Here is a 16,885-nt window from a genome sequence, read left to right as displayed (position 1 = left end):
CTGGGTACTATCAAAACAGATCAATCACTTAAAGTCATGTCCGAAAATCGGGGGCCACTTCTGAACTTGTTGACCACATTGTTACTAGTCGACCAATATGAATATATTTAGCCGTTGCTTCAGGTAGAATGTTGCCGTCTTCAACAAAAATGGTTTCTGTTGCGGTGTGTTGATCGCCACGATCATCAGTAACAGTGAGAGAAACCGTATAACGACCATCATTGAGATAGGTCCAAGTAGGCGACGCTTCTTTACTGGCTTCACCATTGCCAAAGTCCCAATTATAGTCAACGATGCTTCCATCTGAATCTGAACTCATATTGCTTGCAGTCACTGTCATTCCATCTATTGATAGGGTGAAGGCTGCCACTGGAAGCTGATTAGGCTCAGGTGTTTTTGATACACGGATAACGCCATATGTATTGTCAGCTGCTTGTTCGATAACCTCGATAGCCACACCGTGCTCGGTCAGTAGTCTTCCAGCGTCTGGTGCCTGAGGATTGGAGTAATCTTCATTATCGGCAAAATATGCGTTACCGAGTAAGCTGACATCGCGAAGTACGTCACCTTCTTTGTTCTCAAGAGTCATGGGTGTTTGATCTTGAAGAGAGAAGCTTGCATCACGGAGTTGATAGCGAGTTTGTGCAGCTAAACCTGATTTTTCCCAAATCATGGCATTTTGGTCAGCATCGACAACCCCTAACCAGCCTTGACCTGGGTGTTTCCCAACCCAGTTGTCTGTCATGGAATTATCGACATACCAAACGATTAGTCCGGGTTCAAATGACATTAAGCTACCAAAGCGTTTAATGTTGTTAAGGCCTTCATCAACATCGTTGTGACTGCGCCATTGCAACAGATAGTAGTGCTGTGCTTCGTTGAATCCGTTATTTAGCCGGTAACCGTTTAATGCAAAACTTGACTCTGTTTCACCGTCGTCGATTAATGTTGCCACGCCATCAGCGATAATCTCAATGTTGTCAAGATGCAGACCTTCCATTGCCAAACCACCATCTGTGACATAGTCAAAGCCTAACTTGATGGTTTGCCCAGACCACTCCGAAAGGTCGAATTCTGCGTCGATCCAGCCGTTAGATTCACCAGAAATAGCAGGGACTAGGCCCGTGGTATTGGGATCATCTAGAGTCGTAATGTTCCCAGCAATTGGCTGGCCATTGATAAGAATTCGGGCAAAATCATAGTCTTTCTCGATTTGATACCATGCCTTAAATACCAATTTCAAATTGGATGCTTCTGGAAGGGTAACTTCTCTCGACATGGAATTTTTTAGATCATCGCCTTTACCTGAATGAAAGCCAAAGCTTCCAGAGTAGGGTTTTTGTCCTTCAGTACGTTTAATGGGGAGATCAATACGCACCATATTTTGCTTTTCATTGTCTATGGTTTGATGAAGCGTAATTTCTTGACCTTTAGCGGTGAGCTCATCCACAGACAGTGTTTGATTAACAATCCAGTTGCCTCCAATCGACTCTTGCAAAAATTGCTTGGCCCAAGAGCTAAATGCGGTCGGTTGAGTACCTCCAATTTTGCCAGCCCAGCTACCAGATGACATGATTGACCAATACGAGACAGGTTCTCCTTTACCCGTGTATTGAGTATCGTATTCATCAGGAAGGCCTAAGTCGTGCCCGTACTCATGTGAACATACACCTGCTGCGGCATCAATCGGCTGGATTGTGTAATCGAAAGCGGCATAGCTGCCACCAAAACGGCTTGGCACTGTGCTGGTGGTTCCTTCTAGGACATGATATTGCCCAAGGTTATATCTGTGTGACCAGATGGCATCGTCTTCTAGTACACCACCACCGGCTTCTTCACCCACAGATGAATGGAAAACCATCAAATGGTCTATTACACCATCAGGTTCATGGAAGTTCCCATCTTGGTCGTAGTCATAGCGATCTTCAATATCATAATCAGCCAGATTAATACTTGGGTCTTGAGCTAACTGATTGAGGGCTTCTCGAACCAACTCTTGTGCATTCAGGTCGTTATCTGTTGATGGAGAATTACCGCCATAGAATGCGGCGTTTTTTGAGGCACGGTACCAGCCTGCTGCCTGTCCCATAACGCTGTAGCTTTTGCCTGACTCACTTTCATAATACTGGCGCATAGAGATGAGGTTTTCTCCATTGGGCCCTAGGTAGCCAGCATCAGAAAAGAGTAAGTTTTGATAGTGTTCCGGTTTATAACTTTCATAGAGCATTTCGGTATGCTCAGAAGTAAGCCGGTTGTCGTTCCATGGAAGATCTGGGAAGTCGATTAGTACAGCTAAAACTTTATCAGTGCGTTTATCTGATAAGTCAAAGGCAAATATATGTGCTTTATGTTGGCCTTTATTGGCTTCAATTGACTTCAGTATTTTTGCTCGCTTTTCAAGAGCCTTTTTACCGAATTGAGCATCTCCTTTAAAATCATTACCGAGTTTTTTATTTAGGTAGTTGTTGAGAGCAAGTTTTTGTTCTTCAACGGAAGAGTTTTTATCAAGAATACCTTTCCTTTCTAGCATCTCGATAATTTTTTCTTCATTCATTACACCTAAATCTATAGGTGTTTTCGCGTTACTACTAGAACTAAATAGTGCCATCACTGCTGTTGCTAGCAATGTTTTCCTTATGCAAGCCATATTATTTCCTTATTATATTTTTACAGCCAAATACCACTTTTATTTGTGGTTATAACGTTGCGTGAACAACTCCCCTGACGGAGGGAGATTCTCAAATGCACTTCAATGGTTAGTCCTTTGGCGCTGAAATGCATTGTTTATTCTCGAGTTTCTCACCGGTAGTTTGCTTAGTGTCATGGTCGATACTTTTATCGCTACTAAATCTATTAGCGAGATAGATCTGAAGAGATCTTAACTTTTCATCATAGGATTGATCGGCACATATAACATTACGTTCTATGAGCGAATTAATAAGTTTCTCGTCATTGGGTTGTGGATTTGCAAGAACGGGGAAAGCTATGATCATTAACAAACAAACCAGAAAGTGCATTTTATTTTTATCAACTGCTTATGTTTTTTAACAAAATATAACTATGAATTATAAAATGCAATGGCTGTTTTTTGAACGGCAAGACTTTGATCTACAGTTCAACACAATATGTGAACAACGAATTGTGTATTTGGGAGCGGTTCAAAAGCCGGTCCTTACAATTGCGACTGGCCTTTTGAAATAGACACTCGTGGCAAGATATTTAACACTTAAATAGATTCAAGCCAAAGACGTTTTTGATGTCGTTTAATGCCCGCTCAGTTTTTTGTCTAGCTGTCTCACTTCCCTGCTGTAATATTCTTAATAGATAGTTTGGTTCAGACAGTAATTTGCTGCGTTCTTGTCGAATAGGTTTTAAGATTTCTTGTAGGCACTCTTCTAAGATTCGTTTTGTTTCACCATCCCCAAGTCCACCAGCGCGATAATGTTGCTTTAGTTTGTCTACATAGGATGCATCTGGATGGAACGCATCAAGGTAAGTGAACACCACATTACCCTCAACTCTACCTGGGTCGTTAACTTTAAGATGCATTGGGTCTGTGTACATAGATTTGATTGCTGCACTAATCTGCTTAGGGCTTGAACCTAGATTAATGGTGTTGCCCATTGTTTTTGACATTTTAGTTTTACCATCAGTACTTGGTAACCGAGATGATTTACTGAGTAATGGCTGGCACTCAGTTAGTACCTTCTTTCCAGCAAGTGAGTTTATTTTTCGAACAATCTCATTCGTTTGTTCGATCATAGGTAACTGGTCGTCTCCAACGGGGACGAGTGATGCATTAAATGCGGTGATATCTGCAGCTTGAGATATTGGGTAGGTTAAAAAGCCTGCCGGTATCGAGCGTTGGAATCCTTTGCTTACTATTTCTGCTTTTACCGTTGGGTTACGTTCAAGTCTAGCAATTGTGACTAAGTTACTATAATACATTGTAATTTCAGACAATGCTGGCAGTTGTGATTGCAAACAAATGGTGGTTTGTGTTGGTTCAATACCTACGGCCAAATAGTCTGCAACAACATTAAGTATGTTAGAGGAAACCTTGGAAGGGTTGGTGGCATTGTCGGTCAGGCCTTGCATATCCGCAACCAGTATTGTTTGGTCATTGTGTTTCTGCAGTTCTACTCGTTGCTGCAGTGAACCGACATAATGGCCAAGGTGAAGTGGACCAGTCGCGCGATCACCTGTCAATATGATCTGATTTTGGATGGTATTGGTTAGATTTTTCATGAATGAGTTCTCCGGCTGTTAATTCTTGGCTACTGGAGATAATTCAAAGGTATGATGCCGCCTTATGCTGTTATTCCAGCAGCATAAGGACGAAAAAAGTCTTGGCTGCTCTTAAAGAGAGCGCCACCAATTAGTCTGAAACGATAGTTGTATGCGTAAGTTCATATTGAAAAAGCTACCATAGGTGATCATAAGGGTCAATATGTAACATTCGTCATCAATTGAGTAAAACAAATTCAAATCCACAAAGTAAATAATGATACTATTGTGTGGTAAAGCTAAGGAAGTTTTTTCTTCTTTTGGCTTTTTTTATAGATTTATTTTTTGAAAATATGAAAAATGATAGATAACAAGATAAAAACATTCTCTCGTTAAATTCGTATACTGTGACACGTCTTAAGTTCACTACAAGGTAGTGTTTACTCTGTCGGTTTGTTATTAGGTGAATGTTCCCATGAATTCGAAGTCTGTATCTTATCTGCTTTTTCTTTCCGTCTGTTTAATTTGGGGAACCACTTGGTTTGCTATGGAGGTCGCACTGGAAACCATCCCGCCTATTTTTGCAACGGCGATGCGTTTCTTGCTGGCTGCCCCGTTGTTAGCAGCGTTAGCTAAACTGTTTGGACAACCTTTGCTGTTTCCCAGAGGGAAGGGGCCGTGGATACTGATAGTCGCCATGATGTATTTTGCTATTCCATTTACCTTGATGATCTATGGAGAACAATACATATCATCTGGGCTGGCGTCGATAATCTTTGCTAATATGCCAGTTGTTGTTATGTTGATGTCTGGCTTGTTTCTGGGGTTACGCTTAGCAAAGCATCAGCTGTTTGGCCTTGTCATCGCGGTAGTGAGTTTGTCGCTTATTCTCGGAACTGAGATGCAGCTAGGTGGTACCGATTATCTGATCGGCAGTATTTGTCTTGGGATGGCTGTTGCTATTCACGCTGTCATGTATGTACTGGTGCAGAAATATTGTCAAGACATTCAAGTACTGACTTATAATGCGATACCTTGCTTTGTTGCTTCACTATTGCTCTTCGTTGTCTCTTTCATGGGAGAAAACATTGACTATCATGCGTTTAGTACCGAGTCAGTGTCCGCAGTCGCGTACTTAGGGCTAGTGGCAAGTGTTGGCGGGATTGTTGCCTACTTTAAGTTAGGACAGGTTTCTACGCCATTTCAAGCATCTATCTGCTTTCTGATTTTCCCCGTCGTTGCTCTGTTTATATCTGCTTATGTGAACGGTGAGGTTTTATCACTACAATCGTTAATACTACTTGTGCCCTTACTCGGCGGTATTTTATTGACTAAGGTACCCAAGTCGATATTTTCTCGGCGTTTTTACAAATTTATCGCCAATATCTAATGAAATAACATGTTGAGTAGTGCTGTAGCGCGAGTCTTCACTTGACAAGATGCCCATATTAGAGATATCAAGCGTCTCAAAGCAAATTTGCAACAAAAGGGTATGGTAATCAGGGTGGTTTACAGGCTCATTAAACTTGCGGTGATATGTGGTGTGTTTTTCACCGTTTACGACTTGATTGAACAGGGGCAAGTGACTTGGCCAGCTCGCTTATTTGGCATCACGTGGTGACAGCTTAAATGGTTGGATTAAGTTTTTCATTTAACGCTCTGCTGATGTAATCGATAAAAACACGTAGACGAGCGGGCATGTACTTTGTCTGAGCGTACTGCATCGCAACAGCACCGTGATAGTTACTCTTGATAGTCCAGTCTGAGAGGATAGGGATGACCTCTTGTGATTCAATCGCCGTGGCAATAACAAAGTCATGAAATATACCGATCCCCAGTGCTTGTTTCACTCCATTTAAACGCATTTGTGAGTGATTAACGGCATATCGTCCTGAAACGGCAATAGAGTGGAATTCATCATCTTTGAAAAAATCCCAGACATTGTCACGCCTTGTTTCTGCCAGATAAAGGCAATCGTGGTTGACTAACTCTGTCGGGTGAATAGGTATGCCTTTATTTTTGATATATTCAGGGCTGGCGCACAGTACAAGATTAGTTTTGCCTATCTCTTTCAAAACTAAGTTTTCATCCGGTTTGTCGGTGAGTTTAAAAGCGACATCAATACCATCTTTTAATAGGTCAATTTCCCCATCTGCGACACGCAATTTAAGCTGTATTTCAGGATACTGATGTAAAAAGGGGACCACAAAAGGTTGTAAAACGGAGTTAAGGAAAGCTTCAGGTGCTGCAACAGTGAGTGCTCCGGTTGGTTGAGTGTGGTCTGTCGTTGATAGCTCCCAAGCTTTTTGTGCAGCATTGACCATGACAATCGCTTGATCGTATATCTGCTGACCCGTTGGTGTTATGAGCAAGGTGCGAGTGGTGCGTTCAAACAACTTGACTGAGAGAGCATTCTCCAAACGTGTGATGAGTTTACTGAGTGCAGAGGGTGTCACACTAAGCTTCTTCGCTGCGGCAGTAAAGCTACCTTCATCGACAATTAAAATGAATGAAGCAAGGTCTGGAAGTAGAGCAATAAGTTTTGAGTTAACCATATCAACACCATGAACAAATACACTTTTGCAATCAGTCAACATTCAATGGTGGCTAACGCATTCTTTAAGCTGAACATTGCACCACTTCCATACTACCATGTGATTCACGTCATAAAAAAGCACTATTTGTGCCTAGGTTTCAATAATGTTTTTCCAGTAGGCGGGATAATGCAAATCTGTCGCTTAGATTACACTTACGCTCTGAACTTATTACCGCAGCTATACTATGGCTTTTACGTGTGCTAAGACGGCAATGGTTCAATACTTCATACAATAACAACCAAGGAATTTAACATGGCTTCTGCATTTTACGACCAAATCAAGCAACAAATTGAAGAGGTAAAGACCGAAGGTCTATACAAATCTGAGCGTGTCATTACTTCTCAACAACAGGCCGCTGTTAAAATTTCGACCGGCGAAGAAGTGTTAAACTTTTGTGCAAACAACTACTTAGGACTTGCAAACCATCCTGAATTGATTGAAGCCGGCAAGATTGGAATGGAACAATATGGCTTCGGCATGGCGTCTGTCCGTTTTATCTGCGGAACTCAAAATATTCACAAGGAACTTGAGCAGAAGTTGTCTACTTTCCTTGGTAAAGAAGATACGATCCTTTATACCTCTTGCTTTGATGCAAACGCTGGCCTTTTTGAAACTATTCTTGATAAAGAAGACGCGATTATCTCAGATGCGTTAAACCATGCTTCCATTATTGATGGTGTACGTTTGTGTAAAGCAATGCGTTTTCGTTATGCAAACAACAACATGCAAGAATTGGAACAGCAATTAATTGCCGCAAAAGAGGCCGGGGCACGCAACATCTTAGTTGTGACAGACGGTGTGTTTTCTATGGATGGTGTGGTAGCCAACTTACCTGCCATTTGTGATTTAGCGGAAAAATATGGTGCGTTGACAATGGTTGATGATTCTCACGCAGTTGGCTTTATGGGGAAAACTGGAGCCGGCACCCACGAGTATCACGACGTTGTTGACCGTATTGATATCATCACAGGTACGCTTGGTAAAGCAATGGGTGGAGCTTCTGGTGGCTATACCTCTGCGAAGAAAGAGGTGGTTGATTGGCTACGTCAGCGTTCACGTCCGTATTTGTTCTCTAATTCGGTTGCACCCGCAATTGTAAACGCGTCTATACGTGTTTTAGACCTTCTTCAAGAAAGCGGTGATCTTCGTGACCGTTTATGGGAAAACGCTAAGCATTTCCGTAGCCGTATGACGGAAGCGGGTTTTACTCTAGCCGGAGCTGATCACGCGATAATCCCTATTATGTTAGGTGATGCAAAAGTTGCAGCTGAGTTTGCTGAACGTGCCTTAGAAAAAGGCATTTATGTCGTTGGATTTTCCTTCCCTGTTGTGCCTAAGGGACAAGCTCGTATTCGTACGCAAATGTCAGCGGCACATTCTCGTGAGCAATTGGATCGAGCGATTGATGCATTTATTCAAGTTGGCCGAGATATGGAGATCATCAAATAATGAAAATCAAAGCCCTGTCAAAACTGAAGCCAGAAGAAGGTATCTGGATGACGGAAGTGAATATTCCGGAACCTGGACATAATGACATACTCATCAAAATAAAGAAAACAGCCATTTGTGGTACAGATGTTCATATCTATAACTGGGATGAATGGTCACAAAATACAATTCCTGTTCCTATGGTTGTTGGTCATGAGTATGTGGGTGAGGTCGTTGGTATTGGTCAAGAAGTTCGGGGCTTCGAAATTGGAGATCGAGTTTCCGGAGAAGGGCATATTACCTGTGGACATTGCCGAAATTGTCGTGGTGGCCGTACGCATTTATGCCGTAATACCGTTGGTGTCGGGGTCAACCGTGAAGGTGCCTTTGCCGAGTATCTAGTGATTCCTGCATTTAATGCTTTTAAGATTCCTGATGGTATCTCCGATGATCTCGCGTCGATTTTTGATCCCTTTGGTAATGCAGTTCACACCGCTTTATCGTTTGATTTGGTTGGTGAAGATGTGCTTATTACGGGCGCTGGACCAATCGGTATTATGGCAGCGGCTGTCGCTAAGCATGTTGGCGCTCGCCATGTCGTGATCACCGATGTTAACGAGTATCGCTTGGAGCTTGCACGCAAAATGGGCGTAACTCGCGCCGTCAATGTTGCCAATGAGAGCTTACAAGATGTGATGACAGAATTGGGTATGACAGAAGGATTCGATGTTGGTCTTGAAATGTCAGGTGTTCAATCCGCGTTTAGTAGTATGCTCAAAACAATGAACCATGGTGGACGCATTGCTCTTTTAGGTATTCCTCCATCCGATATGGGTATTGATTGGAACCAAGTGATTTTCAAAGGTCTTGTGATAAAAGGTATCTACGGCAGAGAGATGTTTGAAACATGGTACAAGATGGCAAGCTTGATTCAATCTGGCTTAGATCTTACCCCTATTATTACTCATCACTTCACCGTTGATGACTTCCAAAAAGGCTTTGATGCCATGCGTTCAGGTCAGTCGGGTAAGGTAATACTCGATTGGCAGTAGCGAAGTTTTAGCAATTTTTAGCTTCAGACTGTAGGAATAAAAAGGCGGCTAAGTACTTCTGCTTAGCTGCCTTCTTTTTGTATCCAATTTACAAGTGATAAAAGCATACATTTTATTCTTTTTTCTTTGTACACCACATTCATATTTAATTGCTTTGTTTTACGATCTTTTACTATTCGCCAGTTTTGTATTCGACTTATGATTCCCGCATTTTTTGACAAATAACTCACTATAGAGAAGGGAAGAATATGATAAGGAAAACAATATTGGCAGTCAGTTTGGCTGTCTCGGTGTGTGGCATCACACAAGCGACAGAATGGGGATATAAGGATGATGTAGGTCCCGAACATTGGGGAGAGTTTGCAAAAGCGTGTGCTGAGGGTAAAAACCAAAGCCCAATTGATATTAGCGACACGGTTGAGGCAGAGCTACAGTCATTAGATATTCACTATAATGGTATGGTAACGGGTTTAACGAACAACGGTCATACATTACAGGCGGTTGTAAGTGGCGATAATGTTTTTTCTATCGATGGTATAGAATTTAACTTGGCACAATTTCATTTTCACACCCCTTCTGAAAACCACATAAAAGGTCAAAGTTACCCTTTAGAGGCGCATTTTGTTAATGCAGACAAATCAGGTAATCTTGCCGTTTTATCTGTGATGTATGCAGTAGATAAAAGTGAGAATAGCCAGATAGGTAAGCTGATTGATTCCATGCCCCAAACCCATCAAACCGTCCAATTGAAACAAGCATTTCCGGTTAAGGATATGTTGCCTAAAATGGCCAAATATTACCGTTTCAACGGATCGTTGACGACACCCCCATGTTCTGAGGGCGTTCGATGGATAGTGGCTCAATCGCAGCAGAGTCTGACTTCGGAACAAGTACAAAAGATGCAGGCGGTGATGGGGGAAAATAATCGTCCGTTGCAAGACCACAATGCGCGAGTTGTACTTTCAGATGATTAATTGAACTCGTTTAAAATAGGTTCTGTGATGAATGGGTATAACTTGCTTACAGAGCCTATTGATATTCAGCGTTTATTGCTCAGCTATTTGTGCGTACTGTCGAAGTAAATCTGTCAAACATGCTACCCACTCTAGGGCGTTTAATGGCGCATTTTCAAGCAAAATTTCTGCATGCTTGCAGTGTGTTTCCAGCGTAATAGCTTGCTCCAATTTGAAAGACACGGCGTAAAAATGCCACAGTAGTAATCGCTGCATGCGTTGAATATTCTGCATTGAATTTTCGGATTCAGCAAAAAGAGCAGGTAACTGACTTAATGCTATTGCACTCATTCTCAGCAGGGCATCAAATTGCGCTTGCTGGAACTTATCTTCAGAATCTGTTTCCTCACTATCAAATGTAAAAAGCTCTGTCATTGACTGCTCGTCTATCAGGCGATGGAGCATTTTAAGACTTAATTCTTCTAAATCATGTTTCGGGGTTACTTTCAAATATGAGAGGGTATAGTCGCGTTCCACAAAATTGCCAGTGTTGCTGATAGTTGATGGGTATTCTATAGCGCACTAAGTAGAAATCCAACAGAACCTGTCGGGAATTGGTACGATTTCTTCCAACAAATAGCCCCACGTAAAAGTGGGGCTAAAGCTATTTTGTTTTGGAACTAGCCTCTGACGTTGTTCGCGAATACTTAGTTCACGAGTACGTTAGTTGATACAGTTATAAAGCTAGATGGCTGACGCTAATTTGCAAACATTAATATGTGATGTGTTTAATTCCATATTCGTTTTTGTGATCCTTGTCTATTGTTTCATGTCAATTATGTGCATATCAATAAAGGCAATGGTGTCAGCTAATCCAGTTATTATCGCCCTATATAATGCACACATACTTCCAGTCAGACTGCTAGTATTGTGATTTTTGTAGGAAAACACTCACTAGGAAAGAGCAGATATTTATAGGGTATCTATTATCTAATTATTCATATTGCTGGCTTTTTATAAAGACAAACTCATCTTAGGTCTTGGAATGAAAAAAATTGGTTTTCTGTTTACACATTTAGTTTGTGGTGGGTTAGGGTTCGCTATTGGCGTTTACACTTTACCGATACTTATCCAACCAGATTCTCCTTCTATGAGCTCTGTTGAAAGTGTTACTAACAACGCAATTTATACCGCGACTTTCCAACGTGAGCGTGAAGACAGTGATTTTTTCCATTGGGGTGAGGGTTCAGTATCGATTAGTGGGCAACAGATTGCTTTTATTGGGGAACTGGCCCCCGGCCCAGACTATAAGCTGTATTTATCACCACAATTTATTGAAACAGAAAAGGAGTTTAATCGATACAAGCACAAAATGGCGAAAATCGGTGATATAAAAACGTTTGACCGTTTTGCACTTACCCTTCCTCAAGAGCTGGAGCTCTCTCGGTACAACACTGTGGTGGTTTGGTGTGAGAGCTTTGGTGAATTTATTACCTCAGCGCGTTTTCAGTAACCATGATGCGGTTCCAGTATTTTACAGAGTGAATTGATAAAACTTGGCATGTTAGATCGGTTGCTTTAGAGTGAGGGCCTTTTATGGGGCCTGACCTTATGTTATTTGCTTGGATAGGGAGCTTAGAATGGAGAATTTGCATCTCATTACCGATTTTCTTCTGACTAACAAGTTTATTTTCACATTACTCATTATTGGGCTTGTCGTTATTGTCAGAAAATTTGTCTTGTTCAAGATTCGAGGCGATGTCGCTTTTGTGACTGAAAAGCAGCGTAGCTGGATGTCGAGAACAAAAAATGGTGCCTTCGCCATTACGGTTTTTCTACTTTTTGTACTCTGGAAATCGGAAATCAATCAGTTTGCCTTGTCGGTAACCGCTATCGCCGTTGCGATTGTGGTAGCATCAAAAGAGATCATTCTTTGTTTCACGGGTTCTATTCAACGTGCGAGTTCCCGGTCTTTTCGTATAGGGGATTGGATTGAAGTCGGCAAATTGTGTGGCGAAGTCATTGAGCATAATATGATGGCGACGGTTATCCAAGAAATTGATTTGCATCATGGGCAATATAACTACACGGGAAAAACCGCAACATTGCCCAATAGCATGTTTTTTACTTATCCAGTAAAAAATCTAAATTTCATGAAGCGTTATGTTTTTCACAATTTTTCGATAGTCGTCGCCGAATTTGTTAACTTGTATCCTTTACTACCCGATATGATCGCTAAGATCGAAGAACATTGTCATTACTTCAGTGAAGTGGCGACTCGATACAATGCTATGATTGAAAAACATGCAGGTGTCGATTTGCCTGGCGCTGAACCGCATGTCCACATAAATAGTACACCAACAGGAGAGCAAGTTGTTCATTTCATGCTTTTTTGTCCAACAGATAAAGCCAACCACCTTGAACAGAAAATTAGGCAAGATTTTATGGTTTTGTATGAGAATAAGTTCAAGCCAAAAGAAGAGAGAGTGGAATGGGGTCTTCAGGAGCATAATGTTGAAATACAGAATTAGACCGCTTATTTGTCGTTCACTCACATGTACAGGGTCTTAGAGTAGGAAATACATGTGAATAAGGACAAGGACGTACCATCACCATGTGTTCGTATGTGTTGCCTAGATGAAAAAAATATATGTCTTGGGTGTTATCGTACTTTGGATGAAATTCTAGAATGGAGCGCTTATAGTGCCCAAGATAAGGCAAGGGTGATAGCTCGTTGTGACACACGCAGAAAGGCCCTAGATAAGAAGCGCAAAAGTTAACTAACGTTCTTATTGTCGTCCTCGTTGAGCTCAATCTGGTGCCTTGTAACTAAGCAAGGCTAGGCGTCAGCAATTTCGAGCTCAACTCGAATTGGTTGCTTGGCGATAATTGATTTTAGCTCACACAATCGTTTTACTAATCGTCCGTCAAGTTGAGTGCCTGCTCTTACAAGACATCCTCCATTCTGTGCAAAGATATCGCCCACCAACGTCATGCCAGAACGTAAATCGTAAAGGCTATTGAGTGTGGTAATCTGACCGGTATTTTTCTTTCTAAGAGCACTCGTTTGATTGTTTGTTTTGCGGCTGAGATCGGTTTCTATTTCTTCATAAAGATGTTGCTGATAGAGCTCAGTGTGGCCGGTCACAGCTTGTTCAATTTGTTGACGAGCATCTTTCACCGCTACAGGTTTGGGTAAAAAGGCATCGATTTCGAGCCTCATGCAAGCAGATATTGTCTCTATATCAGACAAGGAGGTCACAGCGATGATACTGGTCTCTGGGGTAGCGTGTGTTTTATCTGTACGTATCGCCTTAATAAGCTGTAATCCATTAATATGGGGCATGTTAATGTCAGTCACCACGAGGTCAACGTGATTGTATTCGATTTTTTCTATTGCGGTTTGTCCATCTGGTGCACTTAAGATGTTCTCGTAACCACTCTTAAAAAGCATACCTATCAGCGATTTTCGGGATACGTTGTTGTCTTCTACGACCAAGATTGTGAATTTGTCTGGTTCAAATTGTGCCATACATTTTCCTCTTTTATATCAGTCGATTAGTTTCTACGCATTTTCAATTAGTATTTGTTTAGCAAGAATTGAACCATAATGAAGATTAAAGATATGAAAATATCGTTATTCGTATATATATGATTTCTTATGGCTGGATTTTTTAAAATATATATAAAAATCAGGTAATTATCACGATTAAAATGGTTTTATAGAAGGGAGCGATACAAAGAAAACTCCCACTGTCTATGTGTCGTTAGTGGGAGAGCATTTATTTTGATTCTCAGATTGAAATTATTATAAGGCAATTTGAATAGCACATTACGTGGCGATATTGAGATTAAGCCTTAAATCAAGTGGGAGCTTGGACAGTTTATCGCTCAAGATTCGCCGAGTTTTTTCTATGTCTGCAATAGCAAGTTGCTTGTCATCCGAATGAACATTTAGACTGACTCTCAGTTCACGTCCCACTTTTGTGACAGCATCGACTTCAATGTGTTGTTTAACTTGCTTATCCAAAGCGTCAACTTCGCGGTCGACAACGTCGAGTATATCTGTACTCGGAGCCATCATAAGCATTTCTCGGATGGAGCCTCTTAACATGTCAGCAGGTACTTTGATAAAGTAAAAAGACATCAGGATCATCATCATAGGATCTGCATAGACTGCGTAGCTTTCAAATGGAGACAGTGTTATTGCCCATGCTAAAACAAAGCCTAATGTTACCGCTACACTTAAAAGAGTATCCATTTGCCACTGTTTAACTTCAGCCTGAATTAATCCAGAAGAGAATCGCTTGGACTTCATAGCAATATGCCACCAAGCGTAACCGCAGCCCACAACATTGATAGCCCCAAACAAACTCGCGATGGAAGCATCAACCTCACGGCCTCCAGTAAACAGCGCTAGGACAGCAGAGTAGAGTGAGTAACTCACAATGATGAGGATGACGCTACCTTTAACCGCAATCACAACAGGTTCCAACACCGCTTTTCCGAAAGGGAAATGATGTCGGGATGGACTTTGTATATACTTTGATACTGCCAGCGACAATAAAGTTAACACCAAGCTGACGGAAGAATAAACCCCATCAAAAACGATGACTAATGAGCCTACAAGTGTGCCAAGAACGAGTCCACCTACGGCAAAGCCTGATGCTAAAAGCGCTGAAAAAATAAGGACTCGTTTTTCATTCAAGCTTGTTTGGGCACACATAGAGAAGTCTCTGTTAAATACATACTCTTATTCTTCTCGTTAAAGACAGGATTTACAAACACGATTTGTATTAAAATTGGCCACAAGATGAGTGGTAAGATTATTTTCTAATATTATTCAATGAGATAAATCAAATTTCATGCGCCAATAATTTTGTCGCTGAGTGTCCTTTTTGTAAATATAGTTATCAAGATGAACGATGTTGGCTGCCCAAAGCGTGTTTTTTTGTTGATATCTTGATGGGATTAGAAGTCAAATAAGTACTCATTTAGCCTGTCGGCTAACCATGACATTCCGGGATGTTCAGCCATTCCTGCAGCAGTGAACATACAATAGTCTTCTTGTGTTAATCCATAAGTATGTTTTATTACCGCGAGTTCTTGTCGACGGAGGTAATGACGGATAAGAGGTTCGGGGAGAACTCCCCAAGCATCTTCAGTAAGAATGGTACTTAACATATTATCAAAGCTTGAAAACCCAATATGACGCAATGAAAATGGTTGAAGTTCTGGGTTATCTTTTTCGTTAAGATAAACCATGACAACCTGCATAGCATTGCGTAGTTGTTCGTCTGATACACGATGCATTTGACTCAATTTATGCTCGGCTTTACATACCGACATTAGGCGAATCTTCCCTAATGGATGGTAGGTAATCAGAGGATCGTCTATTCGTTCATAATCAACACCAAAGGCAAAATCTACTTGTTGAGTGGTGACTAAATTCGCCAGATCACCGCTGGAGGCGAGTACTATGTTAAATGAGGTTGCGGGAAACATATTATTGAGTTTGTGTGAGAATTCTTGCCACATCTCATTGGGAAGAGAGTCATCTCTTGCTATCCATACTTCTGCGTTAAACTCTCCTGAAACTTGAGCACAAGTTTGTCGAATGCGAGATACAGTAACCAGCAAATTTTCACAATCTTTATAGATGGCTTTACCGGCTTCAGAGAGCGTAAGGTGGTTACCCGTCCGGGCAAAAAGCTCTATATCTAGGTCTTTTTCTAATGCTTTTATAGACATACTAAGCTTTGTTCGATTGCAATTTAGCTGGCGAGCAGCCTCTGAAACCGATCCGGTGTCTGCTATGGTGCAAAAGGCTTCAATTTGCGATAGATTCATCTTAGGTTGTTACTTCATTAGTGTGTGTACGCATATATGTTATAAGAATACACAAATGTTGTCTGTTTTATGAAGCTAAAAGCTATGAATTTAATGTAGTTTTGGTAATCTTGTTCGGTGCCTAATTGGGAAGTAACAGGGAGATGAGGATGGCCATAAGCTGGGACGATTACGCGGTAGAGTGGGAAAATGAGCCCTCTGCGCTCTTGTATGCGGACAAAGCCTTTGAATCTCTTCAACAAGTTGTTGATATCCAGAGTACGAGAGTGCTTGACTTTGGGTGTGGCACTGGGTTGTTAAGTCAAAAGCTCTCTCCGCTGGTAAAAGATATTGTTGCGTTGGACAGTTCAGAAGCAATGATAGAGCAACTGGATAGTAAGCAGCTCAAAAATGTAGAGCCTGTGGTTGATACTCTTAGTCGGGGTTTAGTGGCGATGCATCCAGCATTTCGTCATCAGTTTGACTTGGTGGTGGCTTCATCGGTCTGTAGTTTCTTGCCGAATTATTCCGATGTTGCTGATATTGTTTATAGCTTATTGAATAAAGGCAACTACTTTGTTCATTGGGATTGGTTTTCTGAGGATGACCAAGAGGGGACGATGAACCCAAGACATGTGTTGCAAGTATTGAGCAGCGTTGGTTTTGATGAGGTGGAAGTAACCACCCCATTTAGCATTGATACCCCAAGAGGTAAGTTGACAGTTTTGATGGCGACGGCAAAAAAGTAACGCTTAGTGAATTTTTAGTTTTACGCCCAAACTGTTGGATTTGGGCGTAG

At 41.4% G+C, this 16,885-nt stretch carries 14 protein-coding genes and 1 pseudogene; 8 read left to right on the top strand and 7 right to left on the bottom strand.

Annotated features, from left to right (window positions below):
• Window positions 1-58: 58 nt before the first annotated feature.
• Both QQK21_RS19885 and trpS read right to left on the bottom strand, forming a co-directional pair.
• Window positions 59-2,647 (bottom strand): annotated as a pseudogene (locus tag QQK21_RS19885) (immune inhibitor A domain-containing protein); the annotation flags it as partial.
• Between the two features lie 572 nt (window positions 2,648-3,219).
• A complete protein-coding gene (trpS, locus tag QQK21_RS19880) occupies window positions 3,220-4,248 on the bottom strand; it encodes a tryptophan--tRNA ligase (RefSeq protein ID WP_284193909.1) in 1,029 nt (342 codons plus the stop codon).
• 454 nt (window positions 4,249-4,702) lie between these two features.
• Between trpS and QQK21_RS19875 the strand changes: the two genes are divergently transcribed.
• Window positions 4,703-5,617 (top strand): DMT family transporter, encoded by a 915-nt coding sequence (locus tag QQK21_RS19875; protein WP_284193908.1) that lies wholly within the window; start codon window positions 4,703-4,705, stop codon window positions 5,615-5,617.
• A 235-nt stretch (window positions 5,618-5,852) separates the two neighbouring features.
• Here QQK21_RS19875 and QQK21_RS19870 read toward each other — a convergent pair whose 3' ends face one another.
• Window positions 5,853-6,782 carry a LysR family transcriptional regulator gene (locus QQK21_RS19870; protein WP_284193907.1) on the bottom strand — a complete coding sequence of 310 codons (930 nt, stop codon included), beginning with the start codon at window positions 6,780-6,782 and terminating at the stop codon, window positions 5,853-5,855.
• Between the two features lie 294 nt (window positions 6,783-7,076).
• On the opposite strand from QQK21_RS19870, the gene QQK21_RS19865 reads away from it, so the two are divergent.
• From QQK21_RS19865 to QQK21_RS19855, 3 genes are all read left to right on the top strand, one after another.
• Window positions 7,077-8,273 carry a glycine C-acetyltransferase gene (locus tag QQK21_RS19865; RefSeq protein WP_284193906.1) on the top strand — a complete coding sequence of 399 codons (1,197 nt, stop codon included), beginning with the start codon at window positions 7,077-7,079 and terminating at the stop codon, window positions 8,271-8,273.
• Window positions 8,273-9,304, top strand: coding sequence for an L-threonine 3-dehydrogenase (tdh, locus tag QQK21_RS19860; protein ID WP_284193905.1), 1,032 nt, complete (start codon window positions 8,273-8,275; stop codon window positions 9,302-9,304). Before QQK21_RS19865 ends, tdh begins: the two co-directional genes overlap by 1 nt.
• 251 nt (window positions 9,305-9,555) lie before the next feature.
• Window positions 9,556-10,278 carry a carbonic anhydrase gene (locus tag QQK21_RS19855; RefSeq protein ID WP_284193914.1) on the top strand — a complete coding sequence of 241 codons (723 nt, stop codon included), beginning with the start codon at window positions 9,556-9,558 and terminating at the stop codon, window positions 10,276-10,278.
• Between the two features lie 72 nt (window positions 10,279-10,350).
• Here the strand turns inward: QQK21_RS19855 and QQK21_RS19850 are convergent, their stop codons facing one another.
• Complete coding sequence (locus tag QQK21_RS19850; protein ID WP_284193904.1) at window positions 10,351-10,794, bottom strand: exoribonuclease R; 444 nt, start codon at window positions 10,792-10,794, stop codon at window positions 10,351-10,353.
• Window positions 10,795-11,302: 508 nt separating this feature from the next.
• On the opposite strand from QQK21_RS19850, the gene QQK21_RS19845 reads away from it, so the two are divergent.
• From QQK21_RS19845 to QQK21_RS19835, 3 genes are all read left to right on the top strand, one after another.
• Window positions 11,303-11,770, top strand: coding sequence for a DM13 domain-containing protein (locus QQK21_RS19845; protein WP_284193903.1), 468 nt, complete (start codon window positions 11,303-11,305; stop codon window positions 11,768-11,770).
• 127 nt (window positions 11,771-11,897) lie between these two features.
• Window positions 11,898-12,788, top strand: coding sequence for a mechanosensitive ion channel family protein (locus QQK21_RS19840; RefSeq protein ID WP_284193902.1), 891 nt, complete (start codon window positions 11,898-11,900; stop codon window positions 12,786-12,788).
• 54 nt (window positions 12,789-12,842) lie between these two features.
• Window positions 12,843-13,037 carry a DUF1289 domain-containing protein gene (locus QQK21_RS19835; protein WP_284193901.1) on the top strand — a complete coding sequence of 65 codons (195 nt, stop codon included), beginning with the start codon at window positions 12,843-12,845 and terminating at the stop codon, window positions 13,035-13,037.
• A 59-nt stretch (window positions 13,038-13,096) separates the two neighbouring features.
• Here the strand turns inward: QQK21_RS19835 and QQK21_RS19830 are convergent, their stop codons facing one another.
• The 3 genes from QQK21_RS19830 to QQK21_RS19820 all read right to left on the bottom strand — a co-directional run bounded on the left by QQK21_RS19830 (window position 13,097) and on the right by QQK21_RS19820 (window position 16,107).
• On the bottom strand, window positions 13,097-13,789 hold the full coding sequence (locus QQK21_RS19830; protein ID WP_284193900.1) for a response regulator: 693 nt from the start codon (window positions 13,787-13,789) through the stop codon (window positions 13,097-13,099).
• Between the two features lie 300 nt (window positions 13,790-14,089).
• Entirely contained in the window at window positions 14,090-14,983 is an 894-nt protein-coding gene (locus tag QQK21_RS19825; RefSeq protein WP_284193899.1) for a cation diffusion facilitator family transporter, read from the bottom strand.
• 245 nt (window positions 14,984-15,228) lie between these two features.
• Window positions 15,229-16,107 carry a LysR family transcriptional regulator gene (locus QQK21_RS19820; protein WP_284193898.1) on the bottom strand — a complete coding sequence of 293 codons (879 nt, stop codon included), beginning with the start codon at window positions 16,105-16,107 and terminating at the stop codon, window positions 15,229-15,231.
• A gap of 149 nt (window positions 16,108-16,256) precedes the next feature.
• Between QQK21_RS19820 and QQK21_RS19815 the strand changes: the two genes are divergently transcribed.
• Complete coding sequence (locus QQK21_RS19815; RefSeq protein ID WP_284193897.1) at window positions 16,257-16,835, top strand: class I SAM-dependent DNA methyltransferase; 579 nt, start codon at window positions 16,257-16,259, stop codon at window positions 16,833-16,835.
• Window positions 16,836-16,885: the final 50 nt, after the last annotated feature.

Origin of the sequence: Vibrio zhanjiangensis (genome assembly GCF_030161235.1) — a bacterium.
In the GTDB taxonomy this organism is placed as follows: Bacteria; Pseudomonadota; Gammaproteobacteria; order Enterobacterales; family Vibrionaceae; genus Vibrio; species Vibrio zhanjiangensis.
This window is presented reverse-complemented; position numbering and strand designations above follow the sequence as displayed.